The organism is Candidatus Brocadia sp., from assembly GCA_021646415.1.
Lineage (GTDB): Bacteria > Planctomycetota > Brocadiia > Brocadiales > Brocadiaceae > Brocadia.
Map to the genome: position 1 here is coordinate 1 of SOEU01000041.1, position 16,790 is coordinate 16,790.

General features: G+C 43.3%; 13 protein-coding genes and 1 pseudogene. 2 read left to right on the plus strand and 12 right to left on the minus strand.

The window, feature by feature from the left end:
- Positions 1-690: 690 nt before the first annotated feature.
- The 6 genes and pseudogenes from E3K36_17250 to E3K36_17275 all read right to left on the minus strand — a co-directional run bounded on the left by E3K36_17250 (position 691) and on the right by E3K36_17275 (position 4,113).
- Complete coding sequence (locus E3K36_17250; GenBank protein ID MCF6156937.1) at positions 691-1,353, minus strand: hypothetical protein; 663 nt, start codon at positions 1,351-1,353, stop codon at positions 691-693.
- Positions 1,350-1,745, minus strand: a pseudogene (locus tag E3K36_17255) (hypothetical protein). Before E3K36_17255 ends, E3K36_17250 begins: the two are co-directional and overlap by 4 nt.
- A gap of 279 nt (positions 1,746-2,024) precedes the next feature.
- Entirely contained in the window at positions 2,025-2,252 is a 228-nt protein-coding gene (locus tag E3K36_17260; GenBank protein MCF6156938.1) for a DUF2283 domain-containing protein, read from the minus strand.
- A complete protein-coding gene (locus E3K36_17265; protein ID MCF6156939.1) occupies positions 2,245-2,490 on the minus strand; it encodes a hypothetical protein in 246 nt (81 codons plus the stop codon). Before E3K36_17265 ends, E3K36_17260 begins: the two co-directional genes overlap by 8 nt.
- 124 nt (positions 2,491-2,614) lie before the next feature.
- Complete coding sequence (locus tag E3K36_17270; GenBank protein MCF6156940.1) at positions 2,615-3,451, minus strand: hypothetical protein; 837 nt, start codon at positions 3,449-3,451, stop codon at positions 2,615-2,617.
- 98 nt (positions 3,452-3,549) lie between these two features.
- Positions 3,550-4,113 (minus strand): hypothetical protein, encoded by a 564-nt coding sequence (locus E3K36_17275; protein MCF6156941.1) that lies wholly within the window; start codon positions 4,111-4,113, stop codon positions 3,550-3,552.
- 178 nt (positions 4,114-4,291) lie between these two features.
- On the opposite strand from E3K36_17275, the gene E3K36_17280 reads away from it, so the two are divergent.
- Entirely contained in the window at positions 4,292-4,594 is a 303-nt protein-coding gene (locus tag E3K36_17280) for a hypothetical protein (GenBank protein MCF6156942.1), read from the plus strand.
- A 758-nt stretch (positions 4,595-5,352) separates the two neighbouring features.
- Positions 5,353-7,038, plus strand: a complete 1,686-nt coding sequence (gene ettA / locus E3K36_17285; GenBank protein MCF6156943.1) for an energy-dependent translational throttle protein EttA — start codon at positions 5,353-5,355, stop codon at positions 7,036-7,038.
- Between the two features lie 167 nt (positions 7,039-7,205).
- On the opposite strand, the gene E3K36_17290 is transcribed toward ettA, so the two are convergent.
- From E3K36_17290 to E3K36_17315, 6 genes are all read right to left on the minus strand, one after another.
- On the minus strand, positions 7,206-10,649 hold the full coding sequence (locus E3K36_17290; protein MCF6156944.1) for a pyruvate carboxylase: 3,444 nt from the start codon (positions 10,647-10,649) through the stop codon (positions 7,206-7,208).
- A 473-nt stretch (positions 10,650-11,122) separates the two neighbouring features.
- On the minus strand, positions 11,123-11,581 hold the full coding sequence (locus E3K36_17295) for a hypothetical protein (protein MCF6156945.1): 459 nt from the start codon (positions 11,579-11,581) through the stop codon (positions 11,123-11,125).
- Between the two features lie 93 nt (positions 11,582-11,674).
- Positions 11,675-11,803, minus strand: coding sequence for a YHS domain-containing protein (locus E3K36_17300; protein MCF6156946.1), 129 nt, complete (start codon positions 11,801-11,803; stop codon positions 11,675-11,677).
- 355 nt (positions 11,804-12,158) lie between these two features.
- Positions 12,159-14,939: a cation-translocating P-type ATPase gene (locus E3K36_17305; GenBank protein ID MCF6156947.1), complete on the minus strand. Its 2,781-nt coding sequence runs from the start codon at positions 14,937-14,939 to the stop codon at positions 12,159-12,161.
- Between the two features lie 143 nt (positions 14,940-15,082).
- The gene (locus E3K36_17310; GenBank protein ID MCF6156948.1) at positions 15,083-16,144 is read right to left on the minus strand and encodes a radical SAM protein; all 1,062 of its coding nucleotides are present in this window, start codon (positions 16,142-16,144) and stop codon (positions 15,083-15,085) included.
- Between the two features lie 32 nt (positions 16,145-16,176).
- On the minus strand, positions 16,177-16,356 hold the full coding sequence (locus E3K36_17315) for a YHS domain-containing protein (GenBank protein ID MCF6156949.1): 180 nt from the start codon (positions 16,354-16,356) through the stop codon (positions 16,177-16,179).
- Positions 16,357-16,790 lie beyond the last annotated feature (434 nt).

Genomic DNA, 16,790 nt, shown 5'->3' on the forward strand with positions numbered 1-16,790 from the left:
AGACTCAAAGCCAATGGCGTAAATTTGCTTTTATGCTTCATCAAGTAAAACGGGCTATAGAACCAGCGTTATTATTACAGGAAGTTCTTAAGTACTGGAACGATATTGCTTGCTCTTTAGCGGAAAATCCAAGAACCCGAAAGATGCAGATCTCAAAATGCTTCGAGTTCTTCAAAACAAGTTAGCGCTTATGGGGCTTCACCCCTGGCTATATCCTTTCTGCCCTTCGGGCATAATAAATTGAGGTTAATGCTGAGTTCACCTAACCTTATGGTTTTTGCTTTTAGTTGCGAATATCGAATCGACTTTGCATTAATTCATTGATAATCTGTTCTAACTCATCGTTAGTTAAAATTGCCGCATCCTTCCCAATTATAGTATGAAGTTTTAAGAAGTCATTGGAATTCAATGCGCATACAAAATACTCCTGACTACATCTTGCTATCGCCTCATTAATTACGTCAAAGTTGAACTGTGATTCAGACGAAAAAACACCAGCCAGCATACAATGTGGCGAAAGAAGCTGTACTGTAAGTTGGGTGAAGCAAAGCACAACCAACACAATCATTGTGCCAATGAGTTCACTCCGTTTAACCCATCCTTACCTAAACGAAAGGGACAGAAACAGAGATATGTCAAATCTTAATCACTACGCCAGTCCCTTACTCTACCAGCATCTTCGCTTTTTGATCATATCGTTAATCCTGTCCACTGATTCATAGTGTTAAAACGGAGATAAACTTCTTGTTGGGTTGGTACAAGAAACCCGTTCCATGAACCATTGACACTAAATATATTGATATTCCCATGCTCCGCTTTGACACCAAAATCCACAAAGTGAGCTGACTGATCGAAAATCAATATTACATTTTCGTTTGCTCTAACGACAAAGCCTATTTGCTCTAAGTCTTTGGTATATACGTAAGGACCACCATAAAATTTGTTTCTTCTTGGGTCAATCATCATATTACGATTCGGATCGATCATCATGTTCCTTCTTGGGTCGATAAGATAATTTCTGTTTGGGTCATAAGTATAGTTTGTTCGTGGATTTTTGATCGCAAAGAAAGACTTGTACTGCATAGCCTTGGTTGTCTCTATAGCTATGTCCAGGAAAAGCAGATAGTCGCCGTTGTTATCCGTTCCAAAGCTCAGATAAATTCTGTAATTATGAGACTTAATGGTATATATATTTTGGCCAAGCAATCGTACCTGAAAGGGCGCTGTAGCGCCAAGTAGAGAATCCTTATCATTGTTTTTAATAAAGTTGACAATGGCCGATATTATTACTAGCCCTTGAGGATCTATTGATGCCAATTTGCTGTTGAATTCTGGTGTTACATGATATCTCATTTTAGTATTTTCTCGAACTCTTTCATTGCCGTCACCCATTCACCGCCTTGGCCATTGCGAATTAACTCTTTGTAACGCTCTGCTGCTTCAGGGAGACATTTACTTCTCATATATGCCAGACAATAATCATCATCCAAGAACTTCTCAATATTTTTTTCATATAAATAAAGAGCTCGATAGTAAAGATAGACAGCGGCACTTATTAACAACAAAACGTAAAAGCTTTTGATTTTATAAAATAACATTCAATTCAATCCTGTCGTCGTTGTTATTTCTAACACGAATGTACTAGATAAGACTCCTGTAATAATTGGAATTACCGCAGAAAAGAATGTCTTCCATCCAGCAGATCCAAGAATCGTAGTGCGTATGGAGGAAATATACTTGCTCATTAAGTCTTTAATGCTTTCTTATATAACGTTGTTTACATCTAACGGCGGAATTGAGCGGCAACCGCAGACGGCGCGCAATGGGCGAACGTAGTCGTTCGCCTGATTCGCGCCGGCAAGGCGTCAGCCCCGAAGGGGTTGTCCGCTCGAATGACTTGTTCGCGACGCCTGCGGCGCGGCAAGTCGTTCGAGCATCGCTCAATTCCGCCGTTCGCGCCGCGTTAGCGGCGCGAACGGTTTAAATCAGCAGCGGCGTTTTTTGCCGTCCGCTGGATTTGATTGTTATACGGTTTTTTTTAATTTAAGTATTTTGGCTTGTGATGATTCCAATATTGAATCGCGAAGAAAAGAACTTGCCTCTAATATTTCTATGCCAATTAATTCACCGCTTTCATTCAACTCAGCCGTAATATTTGGGCTTAACTCAATGCTATCTGCTTCTTTTTCCTCAGAGATAACTATATGCAGAATATCTTCATCTTTAAAATATGCCATCTTTGTTTTATCCATATATGAATCTCCCTGTTTTAAGTCGGAAATTAATTTGTTGACGCGTAGTAGCATGAATTGAGACAGGTATTATTTCACTTCCACGTTTCTCATATAGAATTATAACCAGTCTATCATCATGTTTACCTACTGCAATTAAACGTTGGGTTGCAGTATCGAAGTATATTTCTCCCGAATACCGTAATATATTTTCAACCTTTGGAAGTTCAAATCCTCTTAATTCTGCTCTATACCTCATATAGTCAGTCCATACAATCTTTGACTCTTCAGGGGTTCTCACATCCCCTCCAATGTTTTATATTTAATTATACCGTATAACGGAGCGCAGTTGGCTCTGCTCCGTTCCGTTAAGTGACTGCTTTTCATTCTTGTGGCTTTATTGTAGCTGGTCCCCAAATTGATGCACACAGTTCATACAGACTTGTACCGTTGAGAATAGTGTTCTTTGGTGAAGCAAATATGTGCCAACTCATCCCATTGCCCACTTTCCGCCGGGTGTAGAAGTGAAGCGAACACGATATGAATCCGCCAACACCATGTTGTGGATGCCCGAAAGAGAAGTGTGAAATGAATCTGTCTTCCCAGTAAATGTCGGCATGAGTAGTCATTAAGTGCTTCTCAATGTAGTTCGTTTTCGATGTGTCTATACGTGAAAGAATCCACCACCCTGGGTTGTACTTCTGTAGAACGTGCCCTTCAGTATGCAACCAATAGATGGATTTTACTATCTTGGTAAGGGTATGGTGTGTTGGAAGGGTATGAGTGTCCATTGCAACTCTTCCGGTCTTGGGATCAGTGTCGATGTAATTACGCAACAGTTCCCGACGATGCTCGGCCTTCTCTGGATCCACTAAGTGCCCTCGCGTTTGATTATACAGTGCCAGCAGGTCAGGATCAGACGGCTCTTGGTTATTGATAATAGATTCCTGAGTAAGTCCCATTGACAATTGGACACTGAACAAGAAGTCCTCATCCGATGAAGTCCGGTTGCAGGGAGTGCACACTGGAAATGTGAAGAATTCTGTCTTGGGGTTCCTCAAGCTCACAGGGAACAGTACTTTGGGAGGTAAGTGGTCCTTTTCGTTCACAACGCCTTCACCACAGACTATACACGGACCATTATTCTTGCTCCAGCGACGAAGCAATTGTTGATGCTTTCTCTTTAGCACACGGTATTTTTCATCCTGCTGCATAGTCACACTAACTGCTTCCATTGTGGTTTCTTACACCTAACGGAACGGCTAACCGGATTAGTACAGCGCGCCAGCGCTGTGCTAAGTCCAGGTTCAGCCGCTTGTTAGGACTTACGGCTCTTCCATGTTAGATACAGCCAACTCAAATAATCAACTCTATTACCTTTGATGATAATCACCATTAGCAGGTCACCTTTATCTGTATCAAATACGATGATTGATTCGTCGTTCTTGGTGTTAACTCTTCTTGATATTTCTTCGTTCAAGAGCTTCCTGTAGTCTAACCCGTTCGGATATGCATCTAGAGACCAAGTAACAGCCGTCGAGCTTTCTTCTCGGACTACTTGCACGCGGCCGTTCTTGTACCAGTATTCCAGCGCTGATTTTCCATTAATCTCGGTCACATTGTCAGGACGACCATAGATTCTTACGGCGTCGTCAAACGAATACCCAGTTTCCAATCCGTTAAAAAAGCTCATGTCGACAAGATGAAATAGAGAGCCTTCATTCGGGACCCGGATACGAACTCTAATGCCATCCGTCTTAATCTTCGATATGAATCTATTGGTGGGCACATTCTCCCAACGAGCAGACTCGTAGTACCACCAGCCAATCAGCCCAAGTACACAAATTACTACCGCAGCAAATATCTTGGCTTTTCTGTTCATCCACTTTAGTCCTAACATTAATTTTTATCTTTATTCTATAAATGTCGGCATTTTATGTTATGAGGCAACAGGTGTCAAACAAAAATCGATAGAATCATATTGAAATAGTGAATATAGTTCTATAATATATTGCGTATTTTATTACTGTGTGGAATCTTGATAATTTTTTGATTTTGTTATCTGGCTTTTTCCCTCTCAATCTCTTTCCGTTGATCCACGTACCCATACGGTGAGGCGTCATCATATGCACCCTGCATCACTTCAGAAGGCGTTCAAGGTCGCCATCACAAAGGCAGGGGTTACGGAACAGGCATCCGTACATACGTTACGGCATAGCTTCGCTACGCATCTTCTGGAGAAGGGATATGACATCAGGACGATTCAGGAGTTGCTGGGTCACAGGAATCTTCAAACCACCATGATTTATACCCACGTTGCCTCGAAGAATATATTAGGGGTCAGAAGTCCGCTGGATGCATAAATTTCTTGATGATTCGCCACAGAGGGCGCAGAGAACACACGGAGAAATAAGGAAATGGTGGATTTCCATTAGATTGGGTTTTAAACGGCAAAACCCAACGACTTATTTACCCACCCCTACATCCCCTCCCGAGAGGGGACTTTTTCAATTCCCCTCTTGAGAGGGGCAGGGGTGTGTTACGGTTAAAAAAAACGGTGGAATACCTCCTCTTCATCGTTCGGCCGAGCCCACGCCGAAGGCTCAGGATGTAGCGCCGTTCATGGTGAGCCCTTCGATAAACTCAGGACATGCCTGTCGAGCCATCGAGACGAAGAATCACGACGAAGTCATCTGCTAGCGAAGGAGAAATCGGAAGAGTCTCAATTCTATATCATCCCTTTATTCCCTCCTTGCGAAGACAATGTCATTGGATTACGATAATGTGTCGCCCTTTCAGGGCTAAAAATATTATCAAATCTTTATCCCAGGGCTGTCGCCCTGGGCTATATTCTTTCAGCCCTTCGGGCTTTGCTTCGAAGAGAAAATCTCTTTGCTTAATTCAATGACATCGCCTTGCGAAGGAGGAACAAGGAAGATGTTTATTTTACCCCACTCCTTAGTCCCTTTGTGTAGGGGACTAAGGGGTGGTTATAAGTTCTGAAATAGATTCTTGGTTGAGACTTGCCATACTGACAAAATATCATTATAGTAATACAAAGAACAAATAATAAAATTTTCTATGGCGATTTCTAAAACATTTTTTAAAGAGGCTGGTTTGAATGAGTAATCAACCGAATAAGATCATCTATTCCATGCTCAAGGTAAGCAAATATTATGACAAGAAGCCCGTATTGAAGGATATTTCCCTTTCGTATTTTTATGGCGCCAAGATCGGCGTGCTGGGCTTGAATGGGTCGGGAAAAAGCTCTCTCCTGCGCATTCTTGCTGGAGTGGATACGGACTTTAACGGACAGGCAACCCTTTCCCCAGGCTACACGGTTGGATTTTTAGAACAGGAACCGTTTCTGGACGAAACAAAAACGGTACGTGAAATTGTGGAACAAGGGGTTCAGGAACTGGTTGACCTCCACAATGAGTACAACCAGATCAATGAACGATTTGCCGAACCGATGTCGGATGACGACATGAATAAGCTGATAGAACGGCAGGGGGAGGTACAGGAAAAGATTGACTCGCTTGGCGCATGGGATCTGGACGCCCGCCTGGAAATGGCAATGGACGCCTTGCGTTGCCCCGAAGGGAACACGCCGGTAAAGGTATTGTCCGGAGGCGAGCGACGCCGTGTGGCGCTTTGCCGGTTATTATTGCAAAAACCTGACATTTTGCTGTTAGACGAACCGACGAACCACCTTGACGCCGAATCGGTTGCCTGGCTGGAGCACCATTTGCAAAATTATGAGGGCACGGTGATCGCGGTAACCCATGATCGCTATTTTCTCGATAATGTAGCCGGCTGGATATTGGAACTGGACAGGGGGTATGGAATTCCCTGGAAGGGGAATTATTCGTCGTGGCTTGAGCAAAAGCAAAAGAGGCTGCAGCAGGAAGAAAAGCAGGAGACGGAACGGCAAAAGACCCTAAAGCGCGAGCTGGAATGGATCAGGATGACACCAAAGGGCAGACACGCAAAATCGAAGGCACGTATTAACTCGTATGAATCACTTCTTGAACAACAGACTGAAAACCGTATAAAGGATTTGGAAATCTACATCCCGCCAGGCCCGAGGCTGGGTAATTTGGTCGTTGAAGCAGACAAGGTAACCAAGGCATACGGAGACCGTATTTTGGTAGAGGAAATGACGTTTTCCCTGCCACGTGGAGGAATTGTCGGAATCATTGGTCCCAACGGTGCCGGAAAAACCACGCTATTCCGCATGATTACCGGTCAGGAAAAACCGGATACCGGTACTATCCGGGTGGGTGAGTCGGTTAAGCTTGCATACGTTGATCAAAGCCGGGAAACCCTCGAACCCAATAAAACCATCTGGGAGATAATTTCAGGGGGGAAGGATAGTATCCGACTTGGCAGCAGGGAGGTCAATTCCCGCGCCTATGTGGCGCGTTTTAATTTTTCCGGGATAGACCAGCAAAAGCCGGTGAAAACATTATCAGGTGGAGAACGGAACAGGGTGCATCTTGCCTGTATCCTGAAAGAAGGCGCCAATGTGCTGCTGCTGGACGAACCCACAAATGATCTCGACGTAAATACCATGCGGGCTTTGGAAGATGCCCTGGAAAATTTCTCCGGTTGTGTCCTGACGATCAGCCATGACCGCTGGTTTCTCGACCGAATCGCCACCCACATCCTTGCCTTCGAGGGCGATAGTAAAACCTTCTGGTTTGAAGGGAACTATTCCGAATATGAGGCGGATAGGAAAAAACGTCTTGGCATTACAGAAGACCAGCCCCACCGCATCAAATACCGGCATTTGACCAGGGCTTAACGTTGTGTTGAGGAACTAAAAACCTAAAGAAAAAAGCTATCCGCCCACTATGCGGGTGGATGGCAGAAATAATAATCCAGAGAACGTATAGACAAGACATCCCAAATAAAGAAAAAACTCAACACCATTCAACAAACAGGAAGAGGAGCAGTTATTTATTTTTCATATCACTTGTAGACGATCAGCAGGTCTCTCGCCTCGACACAGTCTCTTTTTTTAACCAATACCTGACCAATCTCACCGTCATGTTCAGCATAAATAGTCGCTTCCATCTTCATGGCCTCCATGATCAGAAGCGGATCATTTTTGGCAACTTTCTGACCAACTGTAACTTTCACATTAACAATCATGCCTGGCATGGGTGCGCCGACGTGTTTGATGTTTCCTTCTTCCGCCTGAGGACGTTTGGTTACTGAAGCAGCCACCTTGCGGTTGGCAATAACTACCTCACGGGGTTGACCGTTCAGTTCAAAGAAAACGGTACAGTTCCCTTCCGCATTTACCGGGCTTATGGCTACCAGTTTGAAAATCAGGGTCTTTCCTTCTTCGATGTCAATGGCAACTTCTTCGTTCATGGGCAGGCCATAAAAAAATACATCCGTGGGAATGACAGAAACATCGTCGTATTTCTTTCTGTGCTCAGCGTACTTAATGAAGACATCCGGATACATCAAGTAGGACATGAGTTCTTCGTTGGTGATGGATCTGGAGATCCGATCCCCAACACCTTTTTTGATCTCGTCAAGATTCACAGGCGGCAGATTAGCGCCGGGTCTTTCAGTGAAAGCAGGCGCCCCGCGCAAAATTCTATATTGTACATCTTTAGGAAAACCTCCGGTCGGCTGGCCGAGACGGCCTTCAAAGAATTCTATAACAGATGTGGGAAAAGAGATTTCCTTGTTATTGTTGACGATATCCTGGGCCTTAATGTCATTTGTCACCAGAAAAAGAGTAAGATCACCAACAACCTTCGAGGATGGGGTAACTTTCACAATGTCTCCGAAAAGCTGGTTGACATCCGCATAAACATCGGTGATTTCATGCCAGCGATGTGCAAGACCCATAGAATGTGCCTGCTGGAAAAGGTTGGTAAATTGGCCGCCAGGGATCTCGTGATGGTATACCTCGGCGGTGCTTGACTTTTGAATGGATTCAAATGGTGCATAATATTCTCTGACCACTTCCCAGTAGTCCGAGAGTAATCCAAGGGCCTTGAAGTCCATACGGGTGTCGCGTTTGTGGAAACGCATCATCTCCACCAGGGTATTCAGGTTCGGTTGCGATGTCAGTCCGGAGAGAGGCCCCAGTGCGACGTCCACAATATCTACACCAGCCTCTGCGGCCTTGATGAGGGTGGCGATCTGACCACCTGATGTGTCATGGGTGTGAAGATGTATAGGGATCTTTAGCTCTGATTTCAGGGCACTCACCAGTTCATATGCAGCATAAGGTTTCAAAAGGCCGGCCATATCCTTGATTGCCAGGATATGAGCGCCATGGCCTTCCAGTTCTTTTGCCATTTTTACATAATAGTCCAGCGTGTATTTGGTCCGCTTGGGATCCAAAATATCTCCGGTGTAACATATGGCGGCTTCACAGAGGGCCTTGGTTTCCAGAACGGCATCCATTGCCACTTTCATGTTTGTGACCCAGTTAAGAGAGTCAAAGACGCGGAATATATCTATACCGCTTTCTGCTGCCTGTTTTATGAATGCCTTGACGACATTATCCGGGTAGTTGGTATAACCAACGCCATTAGATGCCCTGAGCAGCATCTGGAAGAGCATATTTGGCGCCAGTTTTCGCATGAAGCGCAGGCGTTCCCACGGACACTCCATGAGAAATCTCATAGCGGTATCAAAGGTTGCTCCACCCCACATTTCCAGAGAGAAGAAATCGGCATGGTTCCTGGAGTAGATCTCGGCTATTTTCAGCATATCTATGGTTCTCATACGGGTAGCCAGCAGAGACTGATGTGCATCGCGGAAAGACGTATCCGTCAGCAGCAGTTTTTTCTCCTGGAGGATGTGCTGAATGAATTCTTCCGGTCCCATTTCCAGGAGAAGATCACGGCTGCCCTTGGGTCTGGGATTTTTACGGTCAATAGCAGGAACCGGCGCTTTACGGCGGCATATGGACTTAGGCATTTCCTTAATCAGTGAATGACCATTGACCAGAATGTCTCCCATGAAACGCATGATGAGGGTAGCACGGTCCCTGCGTCGTGGAAAGTGAAAGAGACTCGGATTTTCGTCAATGAAACGCGTAGTACATTTACCTTCCAGGAAATCTTTGTGGTTAATCAGATTAATGAGAAACGGAATATTGGTTTTTACACCACGGATCCTGAATTCATCCAATGCCCTATCCATACGATGTGCTGTTTCTTCAAAACAGGTTCCAAAAGCCGTAACCTTCACGAGCATAGAGTCATAGTAAGGAGTTACGAGAGCGCCGGAGAAAGCCGTTCCGGCGTCAAGACGGATACCCATGCCACCGGCAGAACGGTAATGCTGGATGCGGCCGTAGTCGGGAACAAACCCGTTGGAAGGGTCCTCTGTGGTAATCCGGCACTGGAAGGCAATACTGTTGATATGAATTGCCTCCTGGTTCGGTATGCGGATTTCCGGTGAATTGAGAGGAAACCCTTCACTAATTAAGATCTGTCTCTTCACCAGATCGAAACCGGTAATTGTTTCGGTGACGGTGTGTTCTACCTGAATTCTGGGATTAATTTCTATGAAATAATACTTATCGGTTTCAGTATCGAGGAGAAATTCCACGGTACCGGCATTATCATAATTTACAGATTTACATATTCTTACGGCTGCGCCACAGATACTCTGCCTGATACTTTCGTCAAGATTCTGCGCCGGGGCAATCTCAACAACTTTCTGATGTCGCCTTTGAAGAGAACAGTCTCGTTCAAACAGGTGTACAATATTATTGTACTTGTCACCAAGAATCTGCACCTCAATATGGCGTGCTTTTTCGACATATTTTTCAATGAAACATTCGTCAGAACCAAAGGCTGTCTGGGCTTCGCGTTGTGCTTCATTCAGGCGATGGCTCAATTCTAACTCGCTGCGAACCACACGCATACCGCGACCGCCACCGCCATGGGCAGCCTTGATAATAACCGGATATCCCAGTTTGCTGCAAAGAGATTTGGCCTCATCCAGGCTTTTAATGGGGTGATTACACCCGGAAAGTATGGGAACCTGCGCTTTCCCGGCAATTCCTCTGGCCGAGGTTTTATCGCCAAGCATACGGAGGATTTCAGGACGGGGACCGACAAAGGTAATGCCTGCCTTTTCACAAGCATGGGCAAAGTTTGCATTCTCCGAGAGAAACCCATAACCCGGATGTATGGCATCCACTTCCTTGTCTTTGGCCAGATGAATGATTCCATCGATATCCAAATAAGCCTTGACCGGATCTTTACCTTTACCAATCTGATAAGCTTCGTCTGCTTTAAATCTATGAAGTGCAAAGCGGTCTTCGTGGGAATATATTGCCACGGTCCTTATACCAATTTCATGCGCTGCCCGGCAGACCCGTATCGCTATTTCACCACGGTTAGCAACGAGAAGCTTTTTAAATTTCCTGATTTCCATAAAAAACCTTTAAATAGAGTTTATTGAAAAAATTCATTTTATCCCAGGGTGTCATTTGAGAACATCCTCTTTACCATCTGAAATATCATATAATATCATATCAATTTTTGTATGTAAATCGGTATGTTGATGATTTGGCAAATGGTATCTTTCTGAATACTATTTTCAGAAAAAGCGGGAATGAAAGACGGCGGATATCATTATCAAAATCTCAAATTCCAAAATTCAAATATCAATGTTCAAACAAATCATTACCGCTTTGTTTGAATTTTGGGCTTTGTAATTGGGATTTATTCGGTATTTGGGTGTTGTTATTTGGTATTTATTGGCAGAGGAAATCTATGAATATGTTTATTCGAGTCTTTACGGACTTTTTGCTGATTGTATAAGAGCCAATAGGGGCTGTCCAAAAAGTTTCTATTTGGATACTGCCCTTAAGGAGGATTAATCCGCGAATACTGCAAACTCTATTCTTGTGTCATATGTTTACATTTCGGGCATTCCATTTCCCACATTGCCAGTGTTTTACTCTTTATGGGCCTTGCGCGTTCCATTTTGCACTTGGGGCATTTATTAACCATTGTAGCAGCTTTTAACTCTTCAGAAGCCTTTTTGCACATCACGCATGCCATGACATCTTTTCCACACTTATCGCAATGATGAACTGCGAGTTCTCCTATCTCGTTTTTGCAGCCTGGGCAAACCATCGGCATTTTTGCAAGCGTCCTTCCCTTCTCAGGACTTAAACGTACTTCTTTGCATGTGGGGCACATGGGAAGTTCCACAGTTTTATGTTCGGGGGCAAGAGCCTTTTCACTATGCTTGTGTGTCTCTTCCTCTGCATAGGTAAAATTGCTCATCCCTGTCGCCAGGCTAACCGACACAACCGCGGCCGCAACTATCCCAATAAATTTCTTGTTCAACATATCCAGTACTCCTTTCATTATAAAAATCTATATGTGAAATAATATTTGAACTGTGTAAAAGTACACCCCTTCCTTACTGACAAATTCTTTGGCCTATTTCTCTTTTTCTTTCAGGTATTTTGAAGGATCTTTTTTAAATGTTTCTTCACACATTTTAGAACAGAAATAATACGCTTTGCCATCATGTTCCAGTTTAATCGCTTTGTCTTTATTCACTTCCATACCGCATACATGATCTTTTGCAGTGTCTTTTTTTCTCAGATGCTATTATAGTAGTATTTAATGGATAACTTGAGATGGGCGCTGAAAAACTTAAGGCTATGAATAAACATGCAATGCGTTTCATTTTATTCCTCCTGGATAAAATTCAAAAACATAATTGTGTTTAGGATTCCAACACTGCTGATAATCATTATGGCGAACGATCACCTCCTCTACTGATATCAAAAGTGTCTTTTTAAGGTAACTTAAAAGGATTAGGTTACATTTTAGGCAGCTTTTATAACAGTAGTGGCAAGGCACGCCTTGCCACTACATGGTTGGTTTGAAATTCCTAAACGTAAATTTAGGAATATTTTTATACTTTTTCCCTTTTAAAACATTTAATTAACTCCATGATGACAAAAGTAAGAGAAGAGAATCCAAAGACTATAATCCAATCCTCTAATCCCAAAGGTACTACTTTAAAGACAGCTTCGGAATAAGGGATATAGACAATGGCTGCCTGCATGACCAATGAGAGTCCAGTTGCCAATAGAAGCTTCTTATTGGTAAAAACACCAATTTGAAATAATGAACGTCTTGCACTTCTGCAGTTAAAAGAGTGAAATAATTGGGAAATAACCATCACACAGAAGGCAACCGTTCTTGCCCGATCAAGATCGCCAAATAATTCGCCACCTAAACAACATGGTATCAATTCATTGAGGAACCAATAATATAAATAGCCAGGTTCCTCACTGCTTGTATAGTAAAAGATAAACAAATAAGCCAAAAGAGTGCTGATGGCGATAAGAAGACCTTGAAATACTGTCAATGTACCAAGATTTTTATCGATGATTTGCTCTGTGGACCGCCTCGCTGGCCTTTTCATGATATCTGGGTCTACCGTGTCAACACCTAGTGCTAATGCCGGTAAACCATCTGTTGCAATATTGATCCACAGTATTTGTATCGGGAATAACGGCAGGGGGAGGTTGAATATTGAGGCAAAGAGCATCGTCAAAATCTCACCGGCGTTACACGAAAGCAGGTAGTGGATCGATTTCTTTATATTGTCGTAAATGCCTCTTCCTTCTTCAACGGCTGCTACGATTGATGCAAAGTTGTCGTCTGTTATGACCATATCAGAGGCCTCTTTCGTAACATCGGTACCCGTAATGCCCATGGATACGCCGATATCTGCCTCCTTTACAGCCGGGGCATCGTTTACACCATCACCCGTCATGGCCACAACGGCACCCTGTTTCTTCCATGCCTTTACTATCCTGAGCTTGTGTTCAGCAGAAACTCGGGCATATACAGCTATCTTTGATAGCTCTTTTTCTAAAGCATCTTCAGAAAGTGCGTCCAATTCTACTCCATCAACTGCCTTTGAATTGTTTCGTAAAAATCCCAGCTCTTCTCCAACTGCCCTTGCCGTATTTTTATGGTCCCCGGTGATCATCACAGTCGTTATACCTCCCGCATGACAAGCAGCAACCGCATCCTTGACCTCTGGTCTGGGTGGGTCAATCATGCCCAATAATCCCAGAAAAATCATGTCCTTTTCTATCGTATCAGGGTCTGGATCAGGAAGAGTGTCACGGTCGAGAGGCTTAAATGCCGTACCGAGCACGCGCAGAGCAGACCCTGCCATATTGTTGTTTTCATTCAAGATGAGCTGGATATCATCTTTTGTAAGGTCTCTTATTATCCCTTCACTATAGATCTTTGTGCAATCCTTCAGGATGATGTCTGGTGCACCTTTTTCACAAACGAGCAAATCATAAGGTGTTCGCCTGACAGTGGACATCTTCTTCCGTTCCGAATCAAAGGGAATCTCCGTAAGGAGTGGAAATTTCTTCCCTAGCGCTTCCTTCCAAATACCCGCCTTCGCTGCAGCGCTCAAAATAGCGCCTTCGGTAGGATCGCCGATAACCTTCCACGCATTATTATCTTTTTTAAGGTAAGCATTATTACATAAAACACCTACGCCGAGGATAAACTTCACTATTCGATAATCGATTTCTGAAAGAGATATACCATTGATAGTAAAATTCCCCTCTGGGGCATAACCTGTTCCTGAAATATCAATGGTTTTGCCGTTGACAAATACCTTTCTTACGGTCATTTCGTTTTGTGTAAGGGTCCCTGTCTTGTCTGAGCAAATAACTGTTGCGCATCCAAGGGTTTCCACCGATGGTAATTTTCGAATCAATACGTGTCGTTTTACCATGCGTTGTACACCAAGTGCCAAAGCAATAGTAACTATGGCCGGTAATCCTTCCGGAATTGCAGCTACGGCAAGGCTTACAGATATAAGAAATGCCTCCAATAACGGATCTTTTCTCCACAACTCTAAAAAGAATACGATTGCTACAATTCCTAAACACAGATAGACCAACTTTTTTCCAAATACCTCGAGCTTACGCTGTAGTGGGGTCTCTTCTTTCCCAGCTTCCTGGATCAGACCCGCAATCTTACCCAGTTCGGTTTGCATTCCCGTTGCTATAATAATACATGTCCCTTTACCACCCGTTACTGAAGTCCCCATAAATACCATATTTTTTCTATCGCCAATAGGTAAAGAGGGATTGTGAAGTGGTTCGGTCGATTTGCTGACAGGCGTTGATTCCCCTGTGAGAGAGGCTTCCTGGGTATTCAGGCTAAAGGAAGAACATAATCTGCCATCAGCAGGAACATAATCTCCGGCCTCGAGCAGCACCATATCCCCCGGTACTATTCCCCGGGAAGGGATCGTATATATTTCATCATCCCGAAGTACCCTTGAAAAAGGCGCGGACATTTTTTGTAAGGCTGCAAGGGACTTTTCGGCGCGATATTCCTGAATAAACCCGATGATGGCGTTAATGATAACTATAGCTATTATAGCAAGCGCATCGACCCATTCACCCATAAACCCAGAGACTACGGCGGCTGCAATCAGCACCCAGACAATGAAGTCATTAAATTGCCCCAAAAAGAGCCATAGGGGGAATACCCCTTCTTTTTCCTCTAATTGGTTGTATCCATATTTCTTGAGCCGATTATCTGCTTCTGCATGGCTAAGCCCGGTATTCGGATTTGTATCTAACCTCCTTATTACCTCATCAGCTGGCATCGTATGCCAGGATGCACCGATCATTTTGTCTATCATAGTGGAACCCTTAAAAACATTTTTAAACTATTCCGATTGCTCGATTATATTTGTAGGATCGGTTGGCAATGAAAGTTTGTTGCCTTCCGCTTACTGCCAACTACTTACTACGCCTTTTTTGTTTGGACTATGTCACTTTATTATCAATCAGAAACACTGCAACGCAAATCTTGTCTGTGGCTCATACAAGGATGGTTTTCAAGTGTTTCATATACATGAGCGCACTGCTTACTCTCTGTATACAAACTTTTTAAACACACTTCAAGCGACTTTTCCATTACATTATACCTCCTGGAGGACAATAATGCACACGATTCTATGTATCCCTCCGGGTTAATATGAATAAAACCCTTTCCTGCCTCCCTGCAACTATCCATAAGCTCTTCATCTCCTGGGAAATGAATGAGATAGGTATTTGCTCTTTTTTTCAAATGCAAAAACCATTCTCGAAATGAGGATATCTGTTCCGATGATAAACATAATCCCAGATTAGGCGTTCTTCCTGTAGGTATGTATTCTATAAAACATCCCAAGCGGGCACCGTAGGGATACTTTTCCTCAAAAACCGCTTCTCTTTGAAGTCGTTCCACATTGTCCGATGTAACCGTAATAGAAAACCCGTAAAGTACCTTGTTTGCCTGGAGATTATCGAAGGCACTCAGAACACGATTGTAAGTACCCACACCACGCCTTTTATCCGTATCCTCTAAACCACCTTCAAGACTGACTACGGGAATTATATGAGGTAACCGAGACAGCTTCTTTGCTACAGCATCGGTAACCATAGTCCCATTAGTTATCAGGATAAAAAGACTATCACTGTGACGGCTTAAAATATCCAATAGGTCCGGGTACAGCATGGGTTCTCCACCGGTAAGCACAAAAAAGAAACAACCTAATGAACTGGCTTGTTCCAAAATACCTTCCAGTACTCTTTTAGGTAAAACCTTTGTATCTTTATATATCCTGGCATAACAATGATCACAAGCAAGATTACAATCCGAGGTAAGGCTTAAAACAAAGGAGTGCGGGATGGGGTATTCAAGATGATCTTGTAATTGAGTATTAAATTTATACTTTTTCCTTACCTTTCTAAATAAATTCCATGCCATCCAAAGGTTTCCTGGTGAAGACAATGCCCACGGTAAAAAGGCCTTCCTGAAGATGCGAAGATTGTATTTGAATCTATTGGAAGATATATGCATTAAATTATTAACCCCGATTTCTATTCACTTTTTTATCGACGCAAAACTTGGTCTATCAGTTCGATATCATAACATATAGGAACACCAAAAATTGGAACCTCGAAACCCTGAGATGATTCTGTGGGTATATGGGACGCCGGGCCTTTTTTAAAGGTCTTTTTGCACTGTTCAGAACAGAAGTAGTAAATCTTCCCTTTGTACTCTTCTGATATGTTTCAAAAAACTCAATTTTTACGAATACAGCAGTCGTACTAAGAATTCTGATTCTTTCCAAATCTGGTTGTTATTCCATTAGGGAAAGTACCAACCTTTATCGTAAGGATAACTTTAGTAAAAGGGGCGACAACCGTTTCAGGGGTTGGTGTGCGAATGGTAGCGGCATGGGCTGTGTCCTTCCAACTTTTATGTTCAGGATGGCAACCCCGGCATACCGTACTCCCGACATATTCGGAGCTAGTATGAGACGCCGCAGAAAGCTTTATTTTTACCTTCTTGGTCTTGTTTGATTTTACCGTTATATTAAACAGGGATTATCACGGGAACTAAAAAATACTAAATACGTGACGTTTTATGAACTGCCACAATAAGTATAACTATTTGAATTCAAAGGAATAATGGCAAGCAAACGATTTTGCCCACAACGAGA

What these genes read in the sequence shown, in the direction of transcription:
- E3K36_17305 (MCF6156947.1), bottom strand. Translation starts at nt 14,939, where the DNA reads ATGATAGACAAAATGATCGGTGCATCCTGGCATACGATGCCAGCTGAT.
- E3K36_17310 (MCF6156948.1), bottom strand. Translation starts at nt 16,144, where the DNA reads ATGCATATATCTTCCAATAGATTCAAATACAATCTTCGCATCTTCAGG.
- E3K36_17275 (MCF6156941.1), bottom strand. Translation starts at nt 4,113, where the DNA reads ATGAACAGAAAAGCCAAGATATTTGCTGCGGTAGTAATTTGTGTACTT.
- E3K36_17260 (MCF6156938.1), bottom strand. Translation starts at nt 2,252, where the DNA reads ATGGATAAAACAAAGATGGCATATTTTAAAGATGAAGATATTCTGCAT.
- E3K36_17295 (MCF6156945.1), bottom strand. Translation starts at nt 11,581, where the DNA reads ATGTTGAACAAGAAATTTATTGGGATAGTTGCGGCCGCGGTTGTGTCG.
- ettA (MCF6156943.1), top strand. Translation starts at nt 5,353, where the DNA reads ATGAGTAATCAACCGAATAAGATCATCTATTCCATGCTCAAGGTAAGC.
- E3K36_17300 (MCF6156946.1), bottom strand. Translation starts at nt 11,803, where the DNA reads ATGGAAGTGAATAAAGACAAAGCGATTAAACTGGAACATGATGGCAAA.
- E3K36_17265 (MCF6156939.1), bottom strand. Translation starts at nt 2,490, where the DNA reads ATGAGGTATAGAGCAGAATTAAGAGGATTTGAACTTCCAAAGGTTGAA.
- E3K36_17250 (MCF6156937.1), bottom strand. Translation starts at nt 1,353, where the DNA reads ATGAGATATCATGTAACACCAGAATTCAACAGCAAATTGGCATCAATA.